The sequence below is a fragment of the Streptomyces flavalbus genome (assembly GCF_042674625.1).
Classification (GTDB): domain Bacteria; phylum Actinomycetota; class Actinomycetes; order Streptomycetales; family Streptomycetaceae; genus Streptomyces; species Streptomyces flavalbus.
On record NZ_JBHTEB010000001.1, the window covers coordinates 4,226,572 to 4,247,293 of the forward strand.

The 20,722-nt window shown below is 72.2% G+C and carries 16 protein-coding genes; 9 read left to right on the forward strand and 7 right to left on the reverse strand.

Annotated elements, in window-relative coordinates; genetic code table 11:
* Nucleotides 1–146: 146 nt before the first annotated feature.
* From ACFQZ6_RS18985 to ACFQZ6_RS18995, 3 genes are all read left to right on the forward strand, one after another.
* Nucleotides 147–3,212 (forward strand): AfsR/SARP family transcriptional regulator, encoded by a 3,066-nt coding sequence (locus ACFQZ6_RS18985; protein WP_381610711.1) that lies wholly within the window; start codon nt 147–149, stop codon nt 3,210–3,212.
* Between the two features lie 414 nt (nt 3,213–3,626).
* Entirely contained in the window at nt 3,627–5,321 is a 1,695-nt protein-coding gene (gene ctaD, locus ACFQZ6_RS18990) for an aa3-type cytochrome oxidase subunit I (RefSeq protein ID WP_381618442.1), read from the forward strand.
* A 1-nt stretch (nt 5,322) separates the two neighbouring features.
* Nucleotides 5,323–5,784: a hypothetical protein gene (locus ACFQZ6_RS18995; RefSeq protein ID WP_381610714.1), complete on the forward strand. Its 462-nt coding sequence runs from the start codon at nt 5,323–5,325 to the stop codon at nt 5,782–5,784.
* Nucleotides 5,785–5,839: 55 nt separating this feature from the next.
* Here ACFQZ6_RS18995 and ACFQZ6_RS19000 read toward each other — a convergent pair whose 3' ends face one another.
* Nucleotides 5,840–6,682, reverse strand: coding sequence for a DUF4394 domain-containing protein (locus ACFQZ6_RS19000; RefSeq protein ID WP_381618445.1), 843 nt, complete (start codon nt 6,680–6,682; stop codon nt 5,840–5,842).
* 339 nt (nt 6,683–7,021) lie between these two features.
* On the opposite strand from ACFQZ6_RS19000, the gene ACFQZ6_RS19005 reads away from it, so the two are divergent.
* The gene (locus tag ACFQZ6_RS19005; RefSeq protein ID WP_381610717.1) at nt 7,022–8,281 is read left to right on the forward strand and encodes a PucR family transcriptional regulator; all 1,260 of its coding nucleotides are present in this window, start codon (nt 7,022–7,024) and stop codon (nt 8,279–8,281) included.
* A gap of 24 nt (nt 8,282–8,305) precedes the next feature.
* Here the strand turns inward: ACFQZ6_RS19005 and ACFQZ6_RS19010 are convergent, their stop codons facing one another.
* Entirely contained in the window at nt 8,306–8,953 is a 648-nt protein-coding gene (locus ACFQZ6_RS19010; protein ID WP_381610719.1) for a VHL beta domain-containing protein, read from the reverse strand.
* Nucleotides 8,954–9,257: 304 nt separating this feature from the next.
* On the opposite strand from ACFQZ6_RS19010, the gene ACFQZ6_RS19015 reads away from it, so the two are divergent.
* Nucleotides 9,258–11,342: a TerD family protein gene (locus ACFQZ6_RS19015; protein ID WP_381610721.1), complete on the forward strand. Its 2,085-nt coding sequence runs from the start codon at nt 9,258–9,260 to the stop codon at nt 11,340–11,342.
* 289 nt (nt 11,343–11,631) lie between these two features.
* A complete protein-coding gene (locus tag ACFQZ6_RS19020; protein ID WP_381610724.1) occupies nt 11,632–12,990 on the forward strand; it encodes a phosphatase PAP2 family protein in 1,359 nt (452 codons plus the stop codon).
* On the opposite strand, the gene ACFQZ6_RS19025 is transcribed toward ACFQZ6_RS19020, so the two are convergent.
* The gene (locus tag ACFQZ6_RS19025) at nt 12,944–13,483 is read right to left on the reverse strand and encodes a LysR family transcriptional regulator substrate-binding protein (protein ID WP_381610727.1); all 540 of its coding nucleotides are present in this window, start codon (nt 13,481–13,483) and stop codon (nt 12,944–12,946) included. The two genes, ACFQZ6_RS19020 and ACFQZ6_RS19025, sit on opposite strands and share 47 nt — an antisense overlap.
* Between ACFQZ6_RS19025 and ACFQZ6_RS19030 the strand changes: the two genes are divergently transcribed.
* From ACFQZ6_RS19030 to ACFQZ6_RS19040, 3 genes are all read left to right on the forward strand, one after another.
* A complete protein-coding gene (locus ACFQZ6_RS19030; RefSeq protein ID WP_381610730.1) occupies nt 13,473–13,640 on the forward strand; it encodes a hypothetical protein in 168 nt (55 codons plus the stop codon). The two genes, ACFQZ6_RS19025 and ACFQZ6_RS19030, sit on opposite strands and share 11 nt — an antisense overlap.
* A gap of 107 nt (nt 13,641–13,747) precedes the next feature.
* Nucleotides 13,748–15,418 (forward strand): serine/threonine-protein kinase, encoded by a 1,671-nt coding sequence (locus ACFQZ6_RS19035; RefSeq protein WP_381610733.1) that lies wholly within the window; start codon nt 13,748–13,750, stop codon nt 15,416–15,418.
* Nucleotides 15,415–16,056, forward strand: a complete 642-nt coding sequence (locus tag ACFQZ6_RS19040) for a hypothetical protein (protein WP_381610736.1) — start codon at nt 15,415–15,417, stop codon at nt 16,054–16,056. The genes ACFQZ6_RS19035 and ACFQZ6_RS19040 overlap by 4 nt, the downstream gene beginning before the upstream one ends.
* Here ACFQZ6_RS19040 and ACFQZ6_RS19045 read toward each other — a convergent pair.
* Genes ACFQZ6_RS19045 through ACFQZ6_RS19060 form a run of 4 tightly spaced genes read right to left on the reverse strand, consistent with a single transcriptional unit; the run spans nt 16,037 to nt 20,686 of the window.
* Entirely contained in the window at nt 16,037–16,915 is an 879-nt protein-coding gene (locus tag ACFQZ6_RS19045) for an anchored repeat-type ABC transporter permease subunit (RefSeq protein WP_381610738.1), read from the reverse strand. The genes ACFQZ6_RS19040 and ACFQZ6_RS19045 overlap by 20 nt on opposite strands.
* Nucleotides 16,912–17,652: an anchored repeat-type ABC transporter ATP-binding subunit gene (locus tag ACFQZ6_RS19050; RefSeq protein WP_381610740.1), complete on the reverse strand. Its 741-nt coding sequence runs from the start codon at nt 17,650–17,652 to the stop codon at nt 16,912–16,914. Before ACFQZ6_RS19050 ends, ACFQZ6_RS19045 begins: the two co-directional genes overlap by 4 nt.
* Nucleotides 17,649–19,139: a choice-of-anchor M domain-containing protein gene (locus ACFQZ6_RS19055; RefSeq protein WP_381610742.1), complete on the reverse strand. Its 1,491-nt coding sequence runs from the start codon at nt 19,137–19,139 to the stop codon at nt 17,649–17,651. Before ACFQZ6_RS19055 ends, ACFQZ6_RS19050 begins: the two co-directional genes overlap by 4 nt.
* The gene (locus ACFQZ6_RS19060) at nt 19,136–20,686 is read right to left on the reverse strand and encodes an anchored repeat ABC transporter, substrate-binding protein (RefSeq protein WP_381610745.1); all 1,551 of its coding nucleotides are present in this window, start codon (nt 20,684–20,686) and stop codon (nt 19,136–19,138) included. Before ACFQZ6_RS19060 ends, ACFQZ6_RS19055 begins: the two co-directional genes overlap by 4 nt.
* Nucleotides 20,687–20,722 lie beyond the last annotated feature (36 nt).

Genomic DNA, 20,722 nt, shown 5'->3' on the forward strand with positions numbered 1-20,722 from the left:
CTCCCCGTTCTCGACCCGATGCGAACTGAATTAATTGTTTATCGGTCAATTTGAGACTCATGGAGTAGCCATCTGGTCCATCGTGCGGGGTTCATGACACGCTCCCGTTCCCGGGGACAGCAGGCCCTACCGGCGGGAGGACGCTGGTGGAGTTCGAGATACGGCTCTCAGGAGCGGTCGAAGTACGGGCTGCCGACGAACGCAGCGACCTCGGCTCCACAAAGACCAGAATCACCCTGGCGTCCCTCGCCTGGGACGCGGGCCGAACCGTCAGTGTGGACACCCTCATTCACCGCATATGGGACGACCACCCGCCCGGCAAGCCGCGCGAGGCCCTGCACACCCACGTCTCCCGCATCCGCGCCGCCCTGCGCATCGCCGGGGAGGACGCGCCCCGGATCGCCAGCCGCACCAACTCCTACGTCATGTACGTCGACCCGGACCGGGTGGACCTGCGCTGCTACACGAGCTGCGTGGAACAGGCCCGGTCCCTGCGGGCCAGCGGCGACGGGGAGGCGGCCCTGCGGCTGCTGGACCGGGCGGACCGGTGCTGGCACGGCGAGCCGCTGGCCGGGATCAACGGCTCCTGGGCCGAGCACCTGCGTGCCACCGTCGGTGAGACCAGGCTCGCCGCCGCGATGACGCGTGCCGAGATCCTCCTCGGCGAGGGAAGGTTCACCGACGCGGTGCCCGTCCTGCTGCCGCTGGCGGCGGACCATCCCCTCGACGAGGCGCTCGCCGAGCGGCTGGCCGTCGCGCTGTACGGCAGCAACCGTACGGCCGAGGCGACCCGGCTGCTCCAGCGGACCCGGCAGCGCGTCGTCCGCGACATCGGCCTCGACGCGGGCCGCGGACTGCACCGCGTCCACCAGGGCATCCTCTCCGGCACCCCGGCGGGGGCCCTCTTCCGGCAGGAAGGCGGCGAGGGTGTGCATCCGGCCCGCCCGACGCGCCAGCCCCCGGACAACCTGCCCCGGGACATCCCCTGGATCGGCCGCCGCGACGAGGTGCGACAGCTGACGTCGGCACTCTGCGAGGGACAGGGGGCGTCGGCGGTGGTGGTCACGGTCGAGGCGATCGACGGAATGCCTGGGGTGGGCAAGACCAGCCTGGTCACGCACGTTGCGCACCGATTGCGGGAAAGGTTCCCCGATGGGCGTCTCTTCGTCTCCCTCGGCGGCGGCTCCCCCGACCGGACGGCCACGTCCCCGGACCGCGCCCTGACCGAACTGCTGCGGCTGCTCGGCACGGAGTCCCAGGAACTCCCCCACAAGACCGACGAACTGATCGCGCTCTGGCGTACGGCGGCCCGCGACCGCCGGATGCTGGTGATCCTCGACGACGCCATCTCCTCCGAGCAGGTCGCTCCGCTGCTTCCGGGCGCCTCCCCGACCGCCGTCATCGTCACCAGCCGCCGACGGCTCCCTGGTCTGCCCGGCGTACGGCCGCTCTCCCTCAACGTGCTGCCGCCGCACGACGCGGTGGCGCTCTTCACCCGACGGCTGGGTGCGCGGGGCGGTGTCGACGAGGCGGACGTGGCGGACATCGTCCGGATCTGCGGCTATCTGCCGCTCGCCATCGAGATCGCCGCGAGCCGCCTGCTCGCCCGCCCCTCCTGGACGACGGCCGACCTGCTGCGCCAGTTGCGCAGGGCCCGGCTGGCCCAACTGCACGACGGCGAACGTGCGATGACGCACGTCTTCTCACTGTCGTACCGGGCGCTGACGCCGGAACAGCAACTGGTGTTCCGGCGCATCGGACTGCACACGGGCATCGAGTTCGACGCGTGTGCGGTGGCAGCGCTCACCGGTCTGACCGGTGACGCGGCTGAGCGGGTCCTGGAGGAACTCCAGACACATCATCTTGTGATCGAAAAATCACCTTACCGATTCACCATGCATGACCTTCTGCGCGGCTACGCCCGCTCGTTGGTGGAAACCGGTGACTCCGATTCCGCGGAGGATTCCCGCCAAGCGGTACGCCGCCTCATGGACCACTATGTCCAGGCCGCGGACCGGGCGGACAGACTGGCTTATCCTGTCCGCTCCCGTATCGATATCGGCGTGGAAAGTCCGGAACTGACAGGTCCGGAACTGGCCGACGCGCACGCGGCCGAACAGTGGCTGATCACCGAGCGCGCCAATCTCCTGAACACGCTGGACTGGCTCGCGGAACACGGCACTTCTCGCCAACTCGCCTGTGGCGTCCACGTGTTGGTGGGTTTCCTGGAGATGGAGGGACACCTCGTCACCGCCGAGCCCCTGCTGCGGCGGGCGGTCGCCCACTGGCAGACGGCGGGCGACAGCGCGGCCCAGGTCCGCGCCCTGCTCGACCTCAGCTCCGTCTACAACCACAGCGCCCGCTACGCCGAGGGCATCTCGGTAGCCAACGAGGCGCTGGAACTCGCACGCACCGTGGGTGACCTGCGGCTGGAGAGCGAGTGCATCCACCAACTGTCGATCACCCTCTGGCAGACCGGCCAGTTCAAGCAGGTCCGGACGCTCCAGCAACACTCATTGAATTTACTTACGCAAATTGATGACAAGCGTCAGGCCGCGCGCAGTCGAAACATGCTGGGAATAGCCCACCTGCACCTGGGGGAGAACCAGGAGGCGCTGGAATGCTTCAGTATGGCGCTCGCGGACTTCACGGAACTAGGTGACGGGCGAGGGCGCTACAGTGCCTTGAATAACATTGCCAGCCTCTCGGAGAGAATGGGGGACACGGAGACCGCGGAGCACGCTTACCGAGAGGCTATAAGTGTGGCGGAGGGAATGGGGTATAGGCGAGAGAAGGCCACCCTGCATATGAATCTGGCCAGCGTCCTGGATGCCCGAGGAAATACCGAAGAGGCCCTCTCCATTTATGAACAGGTGCTTCCCGTCTTGCGGGAGGTGGGAGACCGCAGGGCCGAGGCTATCGCCCTCAACGGCACCGGCAGGGCGCACCGCACGGCGGGTCGAGCCGAGGAGGCTCTGCCCTGGCATGTGAGTGCCCTCTCGGTGATCCGCCGCATCCATGCCGCGAGCGAAGAAGCCGACGTGTTGTACGACTTGGCCCTCACGGAGCGCGCCACGGGCCGTATGCTCCAGGCCGTGGCTCACATGGAGGAAAGCCTCGCGGTGAGCAAGCGCTTGGGAGCGCCAGTTGAGGAGGCTCGGGCCGCCCGATCGCTCGCTGAGATGCGAGGGGTACTTGCCCAGCGTCGGTAACGAAGTTGTGATGTGAAGATCCTTCAGTGGCGTTGCTGAACGGCCATCACTCTGCGCTAGTGTGAGATCACCGACGGCCCGGCGTTGACCCTCATGGGTGGAGCGTGCCCGTCCGCGCCTCGGCGCTGCAATACGAGTTTCATCGCACCTTGAAAGGCCCATATCGAAGTGCTCAAATTCTGCGCTCCCCTGTTTTTCGGTGTTGCCGGAACCTGTTTGCCCTACTGGATTGCCATGGCATACATCTCCCCAGGCTCAGGCATAGCCGTGTAACGGGCTCCCCTTGGACGGGAGGGCCGTTGGTCCCTCCCGTTCGGGACTCGAACAGGGCTGTTCGGCCCTGGTCGGGCCCCGTACCCCAGCGACGATCATGTGCGCGGCACGCAGGAGATCGGCGGATGGGAACGGGTAGCGGTGGACGAGGGGCACATACAGCAGGTGGGGACCGCGCAGGCGGTTCCGGCGCCGCGGGCGTCGTGGGTGGACTGGCTGACGACCACCGACCACAAGAAGATCGGGTCGATGTACCTCGTCACCGCGCTGGTGTTCTTCGTCGTGGGCGGCGCGCTGGCGCTGCTGATGCGCGCCGAGCTGGCCCGTCCGGGTCTCCAGGTCATGTCGAACGAGCAGTTCAACCAAAGTTTCACCATGCACGGATCGATCATGCTGCTCATGTTCGCCATGCCGCTGTTCACCGGGTTCGCCAACTGGATCATGCCGTTGCAGATCGGCGCCCCGGACGTGGCGTTCCCGCGGCTGAACATGCTCGCCTACTGGCTGTTCCTGTTCGGTTCGTCGATCGCGGCGTTCGGCTTCCTGACACCCGGCGGCGCCGCCGACTTCGGCTGGTTCCTGTACGCGCCGCTGTCCAACTCGGTGTACTCACCGGGCATCGGCGCCGACCTGTGGATCATGGGCGTCGCGCTGTCCGGGTTCGGGTCGATCCTGGGCGCGGTCAACTTCATCACCACGATCGTCTGTATGCGCGCCCCCGGCATGACCATGTTCCGGATGTCGATCTTCACCTGGAACGTGCTGCTGACCTCGCTGCTCGTCCTGATCGTCTTCCCGGTGCTCGCGGCGGCGCTGTTCGCGCTGGAGTGCGACCGCAAGTTCGGCAGCCACATCTTCGACCCGTCCAACGGCGGCGCGCTGCTGTGGCAGCACCTGTTCTGGTTCTTCGGCCATCCCGAGGTCTACATCCTCGCGCTGCCGTTCTTCGGCATCGTCTCCGAGGTGATCCCGGTCTTCTCCCGCAAGCCGATGTTCGGCTACTCGGGCCTGATCGCCGCGACGATCGCGATCGCGGGCCTGTCGGTGACGGTGTGGGCGCACCACATGTACACCACGGGCGGGGTGCTGCTCCCCTTCTTCTCCTTCATGACGTTCCTGATCGCGGTCCCGACGGGCGTGAAGTTCTTCAACTGGCTCGGCACGATGTGGAAGGGCAGCCTGTCCTTCGAGACGCCGATGCTGTGGACGACGGGCTTCCTGATCACCTTCCTCTTCGGCGGCCTCACCGGCGTCATCCTCGCCTCGCCCCCGCTGGACTTCCACCTCTCCGACTCGTACTTCGTCGTGGCGCACTTCCACTACACGGTCTTCGGCACGGTCGTGTACGCCATGTTCGCGGGCTTCCACTTCTGGTGGCCCAAGTTCACCGGCAAGATGCTCGACGAGCGCCTCGGCAAGATGACCTTCTGGACGCTGACCGTCGGCTTCCACCTCACCTTCCTCGTCCAGCACTGGCTGGGCACCGAGGGGATGCCGCGCCGCTACGCCGACTACCTCGCCGCCGACGGCTTCACCGCCCTCAACACCCTCTCCAGCATCGGCTCCTTCCTCCTCGGCCTGTCGGTCCTGCCGTTCTTCTACAACGTCTGGAAGACGGCCAAGTACGGCGAGAAGGTCGACACCGACGATCCCTGGGGCTACGGCCGCTCCCTGGAGTGGGCGACCTCCTGCCCGCCCCCGCGCCACAACTTCACCACCCTGCCCCGCATCCGCTCCGAGTCCCCGGCGTTCGACGCCCACCACCCGGAGATCGCCGCCCTGGAGACGGGCGAGGCGCTCACGGCACCGGCGCCGGTGGCGAAGGCGGTGCGCTGACGTGTCCCACCCCGTCCTCGCCCTCGGCACCGCGGTCCTCACCCTCGCCGGTTCCGTCTGGTACGTCCCCGCCGTGGCCGACCTGCGCGCGGGTGCCGACCGCCCGCGGGCCCGCCGCACCTCGGCGACGGCGTGCGTCACCGGCTGGGGCACCGCCGCCCTGGTCGCCGTACTCCTGCTGCTGGCGCCCGACTGGCGGCTCCCGGCGACGGCGGCCGGGGCGGGGGCGGTGGCGTCGGCCGCGCTGTGGGCCGGGGCGGCCGTCGAGCACCGGCGGCTGCGGCGCGAGACGGCCCGCGCGTGGGCCCAACTCTCGCGCGGGCGGCGGAACCTGGACGCGGAGCGGCTGCGCGGCCGACGCCGGTCCGCCGCCGTACTCGCGGTCGCGCTGGCCGCGGCGGTGACCACCGCCACCGTCCTCCTGACCACCACCCCGGCGGGCGGCCTCCTCGCCCTCCGCTGAAAGCCACCGGGCCCGGCACGGGTGGGTGCCGGGCCCGGGACTCCTCCCTGCCGGGTCAGCTACCGCTGATGGTGATGGCCAGGTCCGTGATGTTCAGGGGGAACCTGCCGATCAGGGTCGGCTCGCCCGTGAGGACGTTGAGGCTGTAGAGGGACGGGTTGGTGGCGCCGTACGGCGTGAGGCTGGCGAAGGCGGCGTTGGCGGTCGTCTTGCCGTTGGTCACCGTGGCGAAGACGTCCAGGCCCGCGTCGAGACCGGCGTCGAAGCCGAGCAGTCCGGTGGCGACCAGGTTGCCCGCGTTCGGCGGCGACTGGATGACGACCTGGTCGTTGTAGGTGTCGATGTCGAACAGGGTCGTCGCGGTGGAGCCGACCAGGTCGTTGTTGGTGTACCCGGCGGCGGTGACGCCCAGCGCCGCGGTCGTCGCGGGCGGGCTGTTGAGGGTGCCGTCAGTGACCGTGGTGTGGTCGTTGACGTTGTGCCGCAGGTTCTGGCCGCGGTCGCTGATCACGCGCAGCCGGTCGGCCGCCGGGTTGAAGTCGATGTCGAAGGTCGTGCCGTAGAGGGCGACCTGGAGTTGGGACACCTTGGTGACGACCACGTCGTCGGTGGGCGTGGCGGGAATCCTGACGGTGTAGACGCCGCCCTTCTCACCGAGTCCGTACAGCAGGCTGTTCTGCGGCCGGGCGTCGATGCCGACCAGCCTGGTGTCGCCGACCAGCCCGACGACCTCCCGGACCCAGTCGAGCTGGTTCGGCCGGTCGGTGGTGAAGGTGGCCATCAGGGTGCCGTCGCCGGTGATCCCGAACGCCCGCAGGCTGGGTACGGCGGTGGGGGCCGCGGGCGCGGCGGAGCTGGCGCCGGGGGCGCTCACCAGGAGCGCGGCCACCGCGGACATGACGGCGACCGACGCCGCGGCTCTCTTCCTCGTCCCGAGCTTCCTCGTCCCGAGCTTCGTCGTCCCGAGTTTCATCGTCGCTTTCCCTCCCGTTGATTTGCCAGAGCGAATGAACGTATGGCTTGTGGGTGGCGCGTGGGGCGGCGTGCGGTACCCATTAAGCCCAGGCGGCAGGGGGCCTACAAGCGAATCAGCCGAGCGGAACGCCCTGGTCCGGGAAGTTTGCGCATGATGACAAACGCACCACCCGCACACCTTCCACCACTTCACCCTGAGTGATAACCAGCCGTCCGGTTTTCATCTGTGCACCCTCCGGAAGCTGATGACATGCTCGCGCCCATGAGTAGCCTGTTCGCCGAACTGGCCCGGCAGGCGGCGGCCAACGCGCGCCGGGAGGTCGACACCTACGTGCGGGAGATCCCGGAGTTCGCGTTCCTCGACGTGAACTCCCGGGCCCGGGCCGAGACGCTCGAACACGCGCGCTGGCTCAGACACCGCACCCTCGAACTCGCCCCCGACAACGCCCAGCTCACCGACGACGACCTCGACCACATCACCGCGATGGGCGCGTCCCGGTCGGGCGCCGGGATGTCCCCCGCCTCCCCGCGCCGCATCCTGCGGGTGCACACGGCGCTGATGCTGCGCGAGCTGAACGAGGCGGCGGAGGCCCAGCCCGGCGGCGGCATCGACGAACTCATGCGGATCATGGCCTGGTTCACCGCCCAGGGCGAACGCGGCATCGGCGCCTACCGCCGCGGCTTCCTGACAGCCCTGAACCGCCGTATGCCGTACGTCGCCCAGGTGGCCCTGCTCACCCGCGCCCTGCTCTCCGGCGACCCGGCGGCGGGGGAGCTGGCCCGGCTGGTGGACATGGAGGTGGCCGAACGGTACGCGGTGACGGTGGTCCGGGTGCCGGGGCGTCCCGGTGACGAGCGGGAGTGGGAGGGGGAGGTGGAGGCGCTGGTGAAGGCCCATCAGGTGCCGGTGATGTGGTGTGCGGGGGGTGCGGGCGGCGAAGGCGGTGGCGGGGGCGAGCTGGTGGCGCTGGTCCCGTACGCCACCGAGGGACCGGTACGACAACCCGCTGACGTCGGCCTCGCCTCCGTCTCCGCCCCCGACGCCGTACCGCCACCCCCCGCCCGCGACCTCCTCCAGGACTTTGCGCACGGCCTCGGCCGCCCCTGCGCCGCGGGCACCGCCACCGCCCCGCTCGGCGGGCTGGCCGACGCGCTCGACCGGGCCCGGCGGATCAGCGCGGCGGCCCCGTTGCGGCGGGCGTCGGCACGGCTGCGGCCGTACACCCTGGCGGACGTCTTCGTCGAACTGGCGGTCACCGACGTGCCGTCCGTCGACCACTGGCTGCGTACCGTCGCCCGGCGCCTCGCACCCGGCCCCGACCTGCTCGTCACCCTCGACGCGTACTACGGCCACGACATGAACCGCGGCGCCACGGCCACGGCCCTCAACGTGCACCCCCGCACCCTGGACTACCGCCTGCGCCGGGTACGCGAACTGACCGGCGTCGACCCCGGCTCCACGCACGGGGTGCGGGTCCTGGGCGCGGTCGTCACCCGCACCCTCTCCGGAGCATGGCCCTGAACGGCCACCCGGCCTCCCACCCGGTCAGGGCCGCAGCGCCGCCGTCATGGTGTCGCTGAGGGTCGCGGTGCCCGGCACCGGCAGCGGCAGGTAGACGGCGAGGAACTGGCCCCCGGCGGCCGTCCGGACCACGAACGGATGCCCGGCGTACGTGAGCTGGACCCGCTCAGTGCCCGGCGGCAGCTCGTCCATCGCGTGCTCGGAGCCGCCGTGGTCGACCCAGAGCACCCGCAGCGCCGTATGGCTCTCGTTGGCGAACCGCAGCGCCGTGCGCGGACCGTCCCGGGACCGGAGCACGGAGAGGTCGGGCACGTGGGCGGGCAGCACGACCGGCATCGCCCGCGGCACCCCCACGACCAGGTACCGCACGGCCACGGCGAACCCGGCCTGGGTCAGCCAGGCGACCGCCAGCATCCCGACGTCGACCCGGGTCGGCTCCCCCGACCCGCGCAGCGCCAGCGCCGACACCACGCACAGGACGGCCACCGCGCCACAGACGATCAGCGGCGCGGTCCGCGCGGCCGAGGACCACTTGCGCGCCCGCGCCCGCGCACCCTCCTCCGCGGTCTCCCAGTACGCCCGCACGTACTCCTCCGCCTTGGGGATGAGCAGCGCGACGACGAACCCCGCGAAGGTGATGAGCCCCCAGACGGTGGCGAGCACGTTGCCCACGAACGTCTCACCAGCCGCCGTCGAGGCCCCGCCCGGCGCACCCGCCCGGGCCGAGCGACGGGTCCAGACACATGCACCGACGATGCCATGCACGGGACCCGCCTCGGTAGCCCCGCGAGGGACCGGCGGTTGTCGCGACCGAAGCCGCCCTGATTCAGTGCAGAGGTGACGCAACCGCCCCAAGAGGTGCCCAGGCGGTACTAGGGTTCCGGATGCATCAAGTGTGAGGCGCGTCACGCGGGTTGGTCGACGGGCGACGAACGGCGGCCACTCGTGGCGGGCGTGCGCTACCGGGGTGGGGATTATGCACGAGTTGATCAAGGGTGCCAACGTAGGTCTGACGACGCTCAGCGAGAGCGTCGACTCCGTGATCGTGAGTCTGGACTGGACGAGTCCGACGGGTGAGGGCGACGCGGACGTCTCCGTCCTGCTGCTGAACGCGGACGGCAAGGTGCGCAGTGACGCCGACTTCTACTTCTACAACCATCCGGTCGCGCCGGACGGGAGCGTGCAGCTCCTGGGCAAGACGCCCACCGGGAGCGGTAACCAGGACCGGATCAGCTTCGACCTGACCGCGATCCCGGACGACGTCGACCGGATCGTGGTCGCCGCGAGCCGCTACCGCGGGGCCCACTTCGGGGAGTTGGACGACCTCCAGCTCACGTTGGCCGACGCCTCCGGCGAGAGCCTGCTCCGCTTCGCGATCGAGGACGCCGGTCAGGTGAGCGCGTTCATCTTCGGTGAGTTCTACCGCCGGGGCGGGGAGTGGAAGCTGCGGGCCGTCGGACAGGGCTACGACGCCGGTCTGGCGGGTCTGGCGACGGACTTCGGTGTCGACATCGAGGACGACGCGGCCACGGAGGAGGCACTGGACCCCGCGGCGGGAGACGAGGTGGCGGGAGAGGAAGGGGCGGAGGGGGCACCCCTCACTTCCCCCGCCGACGACCGCGCGGCCCCCGCACCACAGGTGGCACCCCTGGAAGCCATTCCGGCCCCCCGCAAGCCCGACGAGGCCGCCGACGGCACCGAGGGCGCCCAGGCCGCCGAACCGAGGAAGGCGTCCACGCGGCCCCGCACCGCCAGGAAGAAGGTCACGCTGCCCAAGGCGGCCAAGAAGTCGCTGGCGGAGAACGACTCCTGGAAGGGGGCCAGGCTCTTCCCGGTCTCCGCGCTCAAGAGCGACCGGGACCGTGAGATGCGTGCCACGTCGGTGCTGTTGTCGGTGATGGCGCAGATCCCGGAGTTCGGCCGCAGGCTCACCGCCGCGTTCGGCGCGCCCGCGGGCCGCATGGAGACGTTCACCGAGGTCTCCCTGCCGCACGGCGACACCCCGCGACGGCCCGACGGCGTGATCCGCGTCGAGCGGGCCGGGAAGCTGTGGACGGCACTCGTCGAGACCAAGACCAACGGGAACGCCCTCAAGGCGGAGCAGGTGCAGGCGTACATGGACATCGCCGCCCGACGGGGCTACGAGGCCGTGATCACCCTCTCGAACGACGTCGCGCTGGAGGGCAGTCCCCTCGTGGACGTCAGGATCGACAGACGGCGCAAGCACAAGGTGGCCCTCTGGCACCTGTCCTGGGCCGAGGTGGCCCACCAGGCCCAGATGCTGATCCGGCACGAGGGCGTGGGCAACATGGCGCACGCCTGGCTGCTCCAGGAACTGCTGCACTACCTCCAGCACGAGAACTCCGGATGCCACGGCTTCCAGAACATGGGCGCGGCCTGGGTCCCGGTACGCAACGGGATCGACGACGAGACCCTGTGCCAGGGGGACCCACGGGCCCTTGAGGTGGTGGAGAGCTGGGAGCGCCTCATCCGCCAGGTCTGTCTCAGGCTCGGCGGCGAACTCGGGCAGAAGGTGCTGCCCGTCCAGCGCGCGAAGCGCGGCACCGATCCCGGGGTCCGCCGCACCCTCCAGGCCGACCAGCTCTGCCTCGAAGGCCGCCTCCAGTCCGAGCTGCGCATCGAGGGCACGCCCGGCCTCGTCGCGATCACGGCGGACCTGCGGACGAGCAAGCTCCGTACCTCCGTCGAGATCCCGGCGCCCGAGCAGGGCTACCCCCTCACCTGGGCGAAACGGCTCGTGCGACGGCTCGCGGAGGCGCCCGCGGACCTGCACGTCGAGACCCTGGTCGACGGCGGGACGGGAGGACCGCGCGGCACGCTGGAGCGGCTGCGCCCCGAGCCCGCGGACCTGCTGCCGAAGAACGGCACCCAGATCACCGGCTTCCGGCTGTCCCTCCTCAAGGGCATGGGCAGCAGCCGGGGCAACGCCGAGTCCGGCTTCATCCGCAGCGTCGACGACGCGGTACACCGCTTCTACGCCACGGTCGTGGCCCACCTGGACAGCCCGCCCTCCCGACGCCCGCAGACCACCACGGCCTGAGCCGCACCCCCGGCCACCTCCCCCAGCCCGGCGACGGCGACGCCGGGCTGGGCCCGTGCGCCCTGCAGGATTGACCTGCGTAGACGCCCTGTGCTTCGCTCTGCGCCGGAAGCTGTGGGGGAGCTGTCGGAACGCAAGGTGTGGGCTTTCCGTCTTGCTTGCGGCGGGTTGCTTCTCCTCTCGGTATCCGCCCCCGCACGGGCAACATCTAGCAAAGCTGACCAAATTGAGACATGTGCCATCGCCCTCGGGCCCGGCCCGAATACCCCGGGTACCGCGAATACCTCGGATGCCCCGAATACCGGGGAGGGCAGCCGTCGCCGTCGCGGCCGTCGTCGTAGGGCTCGGGTTCCTCGTCGCGCTGGAGTTCGCCGCGCGGCACTACGGCGTACCGGGGCCGCTCACCAACCAGGTGCGGGAGGTGGTGTACGCGCCCAAGTCGGGTGGGCTGCTGTACGCCTCCATGGCGTTGATGATGGTGGTGCTGACCAGGCGGGAACGTTTCATCGCGTTGGGGGCGGCGGTCGGGATCGATCTCGTCTTCCTGGCGGTGCGGGCGGGGTTCGGGATCGGGACCGGCGGGGGGCATCCCTTCGGGAACGGGGCCCTGTGGGTCGTCCTGGGGTGTGCCGTCGTCGCCGTCACCCGGCGTGCGGGGGCCGAGCGGGTCCTGCTGCTGAAGGGCGTCGGGCTCGGGCTGCTGCTGATGGCGGGGCGCAAGACCGGTGACACCTGGCTGTTCATCACGGCGCAGACCCGGCCCGGCGTGCTCGACCAGTACGTGGCCACCGCCGACCAGGCCCTCGGCAACCCGTCCTGGCTGGTCGGGCGGGTCGTGGCGGCCAGCGGACCGGTCGGGTTCAACGTCCTCGACTTCGTCTACGGCCAGCTCCCCGTCGCCGCGGTCATCGCCGCGCTGTACCAGCTCCGGCACGTGGCGGCCGACCGCCGCTTCCCGCGCCACCACCTGGTCCGTACGTTCCTGGTGATCGGGCTCATCGGACCCGCCTTCTACATGATCTTCCCGGTGGTCGGCCCGGTCTTCGCCTACGGCACCGGCACCGAGCAGTGGGCCGCCGTCAGCCTGTGGGCGCCGGACATGCCGCCCACCGCGCCCTGGGCCGTGGCCACCCTGTGGCCGGAGACGCTGCCGACGATCGGCGTCCCGCACGCCATGCCCTTCGACGCGATCACCCCGCGGAACTGTATGCCCAGCCTGCACACCGCCTGGGCCACCGCCATCTTCATCCACACCCGCGAGGCCCCCCGGCCGCTGCGCCACGCCGGGACGTTCTGGCTGGTCGCCACCCTCTGCGCGACCCTCGGCTTCGGCTACCACTACGGCGCCGACCTCGTCGCCGGTGTGGTGTTCACGCTCACCATCGAGGCGGCCCTGCGCGCCTACGACCACGGCTGGGACCGGTCCGGCGTCCGGCTGGTCGGCTACGGCGCCGCGGTCTTCACGGCGTTCCTGCTGTCGTACCGCTGGCTGCCGCTCCAGATGGCCCACCACCGGTGGATCGCCGGGCCGTTGCTGCTGCTGGCGATGGGGTCGGTGGTCTACGGGTACGTCCGCACCACCGGGGCGTGGGGGCGGGGGGTCACGCCCCTCCCACGGCGTCCCGAGGCGCAGCCCGAGCTGATCTGAGCGAACCCGGGTCCGGAGCCGGGGCCGCGGGCGCGAAGTGCGCGCGTGCCGTCGTCAGGAACGCCGACACGCTCGGCCGCCGCTCCGCCCCGCGCAGCCACGTCATCGTGACGTCGGTGTGCGGGGTGGGGCCCGTCAGCGGGACCGCGGCCACCTCGCCGCGGGCCGCCGGACCGGCCGCCGCCGTCTCCGGCAGCAGGGCGCAGCCCATCCCCGCCGCCGCGCACTGGCACAGCGCCGCCATGCTCGCCAGCTCGGCGTCGATGACCGGGGCGTCCGCGCCGAGGCTCGCGATCAGGCCGTCCAGCATCTCCCGGAAGCCACAGCTCTCGGGCGTGGCGAGGAACGGCCCACCGCGCAGGTCGGCGCCGTCCACCTCGTCGTACGACGCGAGGCGGTGGCCGACCGGGGTGACCACCATCAGCCGGTCCGTGGTGAGGGCCTCGCTGGTGAGGCGCTCGTCCCGCGGCGGCGGGCCGAAGGTGAGCGCCACGTCCGTCCCACCGCGCCGCACCCCCGGCGGCGGTACGGCGGCGGAGTCCGGCGCCCGCAGCGCGCTCGTGGTGTCCGGCGTCGTCCTGCTGGTGGGGGCGGGTGTCGTGGCCGCGTTCCTCGGTGCCAGCCCCCGCCGGGGCGCGGAGGGCGGCTGAGCGGGTGGTGGGCTTCCGCAACCGCGGTGGCCGGAAACGTGTCTCTCACCGCGCGGCCCGGACATCGCTCCGCCACGGGGGCGGCGGCCGTCAGCTGGGGGGCTGGAATGAACACATGGGCGGTACCCGGATACGCCGAGTCGGAGGAACTGGGGTCGGGGGCGAGCGGGCGGGTCGTGCTCGCCGTGCACGAGGAGACCGACGTCCCGGTGGCGGTGAAGTACCTCAGCGAGTCCCTGCGCACCCGGCCGGGCTTCGTCCACGGCTTCCGGGCCGAGGCGCGGCTGCTCGGCGGGCTTGACAGCCCGTACGTCGCCAGGCTCTTCGAGTACGTCGAGAGCACCCACGGCGCCGCCATCGTCATGGAGCTGGTGGACGGCGTCTCCCTGCGGACCCTGCTGCGGCGCGAGGGCCCGCTCGGTCCCGAGGCCGCGCTCACCCTCCTCAAGGGCTCGCTGCTCGGCCTGGCCGACGCCCACCGCGTCGGTGTCGTGCACCGCGACTACAAGCCGGAGAACGTGCTGGTCGCGCCGGACGGTTCGTCCAGGCTCGTCGACTTCGGCATCGCCGTGGACGCGGGCACCAGCCCCGGCGTCGCGGGCACCCCCGCCTACATGGCCCCCGAGCAGTGGACCGGCGCGCCCGCCTCGCCCGCCGCCGACGTGTACGCGGCCACGGCCACCTTCTTCGAGTGCCTCACCGGCCGCAAGCCGTACACGGGCGACAACCTCGCGGAACTCGCCCTCCAGCACGTCGACGCGCCCGTCCCCGCCGACGAGGCCCCCGAGCCGGTACGGGACCTGGTGCGCCGCGGGCTCGCCAAGGACCCGGCGCGGCGGCCCGCCCGCGCCGACGACTTCGTACGCGAACTGGAGGCGGTGGCGGGCGGCGCCTACGGGCTCGACTGGGAGGAACGCGGACGCGGTCGGCTCGCCGCGCTGGTGGCGCTGCTGCCGCTGCTGCTGCCCTCGGGCCGCGGCGCGGCGCCCCGGACCACCACGGCCACCGCGCGCACGGTCCTGGGCGCGGAGCCCGGCTGGGGCGGGGGCCGGTCGTGGCTGCCGGGCCGTCCGGGCCTCGCCGTCGCCGGGGTCGCCGTACTCCTCGGGCTGCTGCTGGCCTACGGCCTGCGGAACGACGACCCGGGGACCGCCACTCCCCAGGCTGCCCTGGCGCTGGCCACCACCAGCGCCGTAGCGGGCGGGGGCGGCGACGCCCCGCCCGAAGCGAGCCCGACCGGGAGCGCGACCGCCGCCGAGCCCTCCGCACCGGCCACGGCGGACGACCTGTCACCGTCCCCCGGCGACTCGTCCTCCGGCACCGCCGCGCCCCCGGACCCGGACACCCCGACCATCCCGCCCTCCCCGGACGCGCCCGGGGAGCCCGCCACCACGACGCCCCCGACCACCACGCCCGCCGCCCCGCCGACGACGCCGGACGCCCCCGTCGCCCCCGCCGTCAAGGACGTCGCCGTCTCGGCGTTCCAGCAGACCGGCACCACGACCGCCACCGCCACCATCACCGTCACCACGGACGGCACCGGACCGGTCTCCGTCACCCTCTCCTGGTACGTGGGCGACACCGCCGGACAGCCCGGCGCCCAGGACGGCGCGTCCCAGACCTTCGAGCGGAGCGGCGCCACCCAGTACACGCTCACCGTCGACCACGCCTTCCAGACCCGCGGCTGCTACTGGACGGTGCGGGCCACGACCACCCCCGCCCCCGCCGACGGCGGCGCCTCCCAGCAACTCCTGACCAGGCAGTGTGACCTCCGGTGACCGCGAGAGACCGGGACCAGGGCCGGGACCAGGGCCAGGGCCGGGACCAGGAGAGGGACGACGACTACAGCGCCACCGTGCTGGCCAGCCACTGGATACAGGGCCCCGCGTCCGAGATCCAGCCGACGCCCCCCGACCGCGTCGACGGCACGGTGCTCCGCTTCGGCCCCGGCGTCACCGCCGCCGCCCTCGCCCACCGCACCCTGCCCGTCGTGCAGCCGCCGCCCGCGCCCCGCCGACCCCGGCTCCGCCGACTGCGCAGGCACACCCTGCCCGCCCTGGTCGTGCTCTGCGTCCTCGCGTTCCTCGCCTGGCAGCGCCCCGGGCCGCCCCTCGCGGTGGACGCGGTCACGGTCACGGCCCGCCCCACGGCGCTGGAGTGCGACGGCACCGCGCACGTCGTCGGCGTCCTCGCCACCAACGGCCGGGGCGGCACGCTCACCTACCGCTGGGTCCGCAGCGACGGCACGGCGTCGGGGGTGCTGACCGAGGTGCTGGGCCGGGGCCAGGACCGGGCCCGCCTGCACCTGCGGTGGACCTTCGAGGGCGCGGGCCACCACGCCGCCCGCGCCGAGCTGCGCGTCCTCGCCCCGACCCCGCGCACGGCCACCGCCCGCTTCACGTACGACTGCCCGTGAGGGTCGCCTCCACCACGACGCCCCGCCGCCGGGCGAGCAGCCCGTGCCGGGGCGCCAGGCACCAGATCACCGCGAACAGCAGCGTCAGCACACAGACGATCGAGCCCCCCGCCGCCAGGTCATAGGAGTACGACACATACAGCCCGGCCAACGCGCCCGTGCCGCCCAGCAGTGAGGCCAGCAGCGTCATGGCCCACAGCCGCTCGGTGAGCATCCGGGCCGCCGCGGCCGGGGTGATGAGCAGGGACAGGACGAGGATGTTGCCGACCGCCTCCAGGGACATCACGATCGTGGCCGTCACCACGCCGTAGAGCACGAGGTCGAGCCGCATGACGGGCAGCCCGGCCGCCCGCGCCGTCTCCCGGTCGAGGCTGACGGCGACCAGTTCCTTGCTGAGCAGCAGGACCACCGTGACCAGGACCGCGCCCAGCACCGCCGCCGTCCACACGTCCTCCGGACCGACCGCGAGGACCTGCCCGAACAGGAAGGACGACAGGTCGGTCGACCAACTGTCCTGCGTCGACACCAGCACGATCCCGAGCCCGAACGCGCAGGAGAAGAACACCCCGATGACGGTGTCCTCCTTCAGCCGCCGGTTCTGCGAGACCAGTGCGATGAGCAGGGAGGTCGTCAGCCCGGCGAGCGCGCCGCCGAGGAGCAGGTTGCCCTGGAAGGCGTACGCGAGCGCGACCCCGGGGAACGCCGAGTGCGACACGGCCTCCCCGATGAACGCCATCCCGCGCAGCACGACGAACACCCCGACGACCCCGCACACCAGCCCGGTGAGCACGGCGACCGCGAACGCCCGCTGCATGAACGGCAGTTGCCACGGATCGAGCAGGAAGTCGAGGAACGTCACGCGGTGGCTCCGATCGCGGTGTCCAGGCCGAACGCCCGCAGCATCAGCTCCGGATCGGCGAGCAGCTCGGGGCCGCCCTCCGCGACGACCGTGCGGTTGAGCAGCGCCACCCGCGTACAGGTGCGGGCGGCTGCGGCCAGGTCGTGGGTGGTCATCAGCAGCGCCCTGCCCTCGGCGGCGAGTCGGCGGAACAGGTCGTTCAGCAGCTCCTGGGTGGGCACGTCCACGCCGGTGAACGGCTCGTCCAGGAGCAGCAGCCGCGGGTCGCTGGCCAGCGCGCGGGCCACCAGCACCCGCTGCCGCTGCCCGCCCGACAGCTCCCCGACCGGGCGGCGGCGCAGCCCGGTGAGGCCGACCAGCTCCAGCGCCTCGTCGACGGCGGCACGGTCGGCCGCCCGCGCCCGGCGCAGCCAGCCGATGGCCCGGGTACGGCCGGACAGCACCGCCCCCGTGACGTCGATGGGGAAGTCCCAGGCGAACTCGTGCCGTTGCGGCACGTACCCGACGAGGTGCCGGGCGCGGGCCGGGGCCCGGCCGTCGACCAGCACCTCACCGCCCGCCAGCGGCACCAGCCCGAGTACGGCGCGCAGCAGCGTCGTCTTCCCGGCCCCGTTCGGCCCGAGCAGCCCCAGCAGCTCACCCCGGCGCACGGTCAGCCGCGTGCCCTGGACGGCGTGCCTGCCGCCGAGGACGACGTCCACGTCCCGCGCCCGCAGCAGCGGTTCGGAGCCGGTCACGCGGGGGACCTCCCCGCCGTACGGCCACGGCCCCGGCGCCTGCGGGCGACGGTGACGAAGACCGCCCCGAGCGCGGCGAGCGCGGCGGCGACCCCGCCGACCAGGGGCGCGTCACCGGCGCCGGTCGAGGCCATGGAGCCGTCGGCGGGGGCGGCGGCCGGGGAGCCGCCGTCACCGGAGGCCACTGAGCCGGGGGCGGACGACGCACCGCCAGACCCGCCCCCTGGTTCCACCGCCCCCGGGTCCTCGTCGCCCACCACGAACGTCAGGGTCTCCGTGTCACTGACCGCCGTCCCGTCGGCGAGCTTGCCGCTCATCCGCACCGTGAGCCGGTACGTGCCCTCCGCGGTGAACGCCCAGCCGCCGTGCGCGTGGGTGTTCGCCGGGACGTCGAAGCCGTCCGGCACCCCGTCCCCGCTGTTGAACAGGACCGTCGCCCCCGACATCGCGTCGTACGTGTAGAGCGCGACGGTGCCGGGACCCTTGACGTCGGTCAGGGAGAAGGTGACCCCGCCCTTCGTGACCCCCGCGTCGATGTTGTCGGTGGACCAGCCCGGCCACAGCAGCCCGTCCTGCTGCACCTGGTCGAGCAGCCACACGGGGTCGCCGGGGTCACCGAGGAAGGCGAAGTCGTCGCTGTCCGGGAGGGTGTTCCGGGCGGCGGGCCTGACGTGCAGGACGACGGACGACGGCTCCCGCCAGGTGGTCTTCCCGGAGACCGTGCCGTCCTTGACGTGGATCTGCATCCGCCGGTCCACGACCCGGGCGGCGATGTCGACGTGCCCCTCGTCGATGACCTTCGGCGTCGAGACGACCGGGGCCTCGGCCCGCACGGCGGCGGGCGCGGAGAGCGGGACGGCGCTACGGGAGGCGCTGGCCGTGGGGGAGGGGGCGGCGGCCCGGAGGGACGGGGCCTCCGGCACCGCCTCGACGGCGGCCTCCGCCGTCTCCTCCTCACCCACCAGCACGCTGTAGACGCCCCCGGTCGACAGTTCCCGCCCGTCGACCGTCATGGCCTCCACGCCGAAGACGGCCTGGTAGGTGCCCTCCGCGGTGAACTCCCAGCGGGTGGCGCCCGCTTCCCCGACCGGCAGCTCGTACCCGTCGGGCAGCCCGTCCGCGCTGTCGAAGAGCAGCGCACCGGTCCCGTCGTCCGCGTACACCCTCAGGTCGCCCGGCCCGTCGAGCCCGGTCAGCGACCACCGCACGGTCTCCTGGTCCACCAGGCCCGCGGGCACCCCGGTGGTGTCCCACCCGGGCGCGGCGCCGGGCAGGCGCAGGACGGGCGCCGAGGCCCCGCCGTCCCGCGCCACCGATTCGTCGGCGCCGAGACGCAAGGCGCCGTCCGCGTACCCGATCCGCCCCGGTACGACCGCGGGCTCGTCGTCCGCCACCGCGACCCCGCCGCCGCCCGTGAGCGCGCCGACGAGCGCCACCGCGACGGCGACCCGCTCCCGCCGCGCTTTGCCTATGACCCTGGCCCTCACCGGGCCTCCTTCCCCAGGCACGCGGCGAGTTCGGTCGCGTTGTGCCGCATCATCGCTACGTAGTCGTGGACCCGGTCGTCGAAGGAGTCGCCGTAGATCGTGCAGACGTCGACGCCCTGGTCCCGGGCGACCCGTCTGAGCACGTCGGCGCGGGCCGCGAGGTTGGGTTCCAGGAACACCGCGGGGACCCGCTTCTCGCGGATGGTGGCGCCGAGTTCCTCCACCTCGGCCGCGCTCGGCTCCCGGTTCGGCACCGGGACGACGAAACCGGCGACCTCCATGCCGTACGCCCTGGCGAGGTAGCCGAAGGCGTCGTGCGTGGTGATCAGTTCGCGGTTCGCCGCGGGGACGGCCGCGAGCGTGCGGGCGACCTCCTGGTCGAGCGCGTCGAGCTTCCTCAGGTACGAGGCCGCGTTCTTCTCGTACGTCGCCCTGCCGTCCGGGTCGGCCTCGATCAGCTCGGCCTCGATGCGGCGGACGTACGCCTGGGCGTTGGCGACGTCCTCCCAGGCGTGCGGGTCGAGGTCGCCGTGGACGTGCTGGCCGATGACGGCCTGCGGCAGCACCCACACCGGGTCACCGGGCCGCCCGAGGAAGGCGTACGGCTTCTCCTTCGGCACCGACTCCCTCGCCCGGTCGGGCACGTTGAGGACGACCCGGTCGGCCGGGTGCCGGGTGCGGGCGCCGGTCTCCGCGTCCTCCGCGCGCACGTCGACGACGCCGCTCTGCGCGTTGAGGGTGACGTCGGCGTGCCCGCCGTCGAGGACGGTCGTCCCCGGGGGCGGCGCGGTGCCGTCGCCGACGGTGAAGGTGAAGGTGCCGCCGCCGAACTCAGCGCCCGCGCCGTCCAGGGTCTCGGTGCGGCCCTCGACGGTCAGCCGGTAGGTGCCGGGCGCGCTGAACGCCCAGTTGACGTGCGTGTGCGCCTCGGGCGGCAGGGTGAAGGAGTCCTCGGCGTCGAGCCCGTCCGCCGAGTCGACGTACACCCGCGGCCTGCCGAGCGTGTCGGTGAGGTAGACGCGCAGTTCGCCGGGGCCCTCCAGCCGGGTGACGGTCGTCCGGACCTCGGAGCCCGCCCCGGCGACCTCGCCCTCGACGGCCCACCCCAGCCACAGCACGTCCAGGCCGAGGTTCTCCTCCAGCTTGATGACCGTGCCGCCGTACTGCTCCAGCTCCTCGGCGAGGGCGATCTTCGGGGTGTCCCCGGGGGCGTTCGTGTGGACCATCTTCATGATCCCGGGCTCCTCCAGGAGCAGCCCGTTGCTGAACACCAGGTCCGCCTCGGTGACCCTGGCCGCGTCCTTGGGGCTGGGCTCGTAGGAGTGCGGGTCGCCGTGGTGCGGCACGATCGACGTCACGTCGACGCGTTCGCCGCCCACCTGTCCGACCAGGTCCGCGACGATCGCCGTGGTCGTCGAGACGGTCAGCGCGGCGTCCGAGCCGCCGGTGCGCGGCCCGCCGCACCCGGCCGCCGCCGCGCCGACGAGCAGCGCGCAGCAGCCCGCCGCGAGCGTGGCTCTCGTGGTGCTTCTGGGGTGGCCCCGCATGGGGCTCCTCCTTCTTCTCCGAGGGTGCTTCACAGG

Coding starts and splice junctions, on each gene's coding strand:
- ACFQZ6_RS19000 (WP_381618445.1), bottom strand. CDS start 6,682: ATGTCCGCGGTGGCCGCGCTCCTGGTGAGCGCCCCCGGCGCCAGCTCC.
- ACFQZ6_RS19005 (WP_381610717.1), top strand. CDS start 7,022: ATGAGTAGCCTGTTCGCCGAACTGGCCCGGCAGGCGGCGGCCAACGCG.
- ACFQZ6_RS19015 (WP_381610721.1), top strand. CDS start 9,258: ATGCACGAGTTGATCAAGGGTGCCAACGTAGGTCTGACGACGCTCAGC.
- ACFQZ6_RS19020 (WP_381610724.1), top strand. CDS start 11,632: ATGCCCCGAATACCGGGGAGGGCAGCCGTCGCCGTCGCGGCCGTCGTC.
- ACFQZ6_RS19035 (WP_381610733.1), top strand. CDS start 13,748: ATGAACACATGGGCGGTACCCGGATACGCCGAGTCGGAGGAACTGGGG.
- ACFQZ6_RS19060 (WP_381610745.1), bottom strand. CDS start 20,686: ATGCGGGGCCACCCCAGAAGCACCACGAGAGCCACGCTCGCGGCGGGC.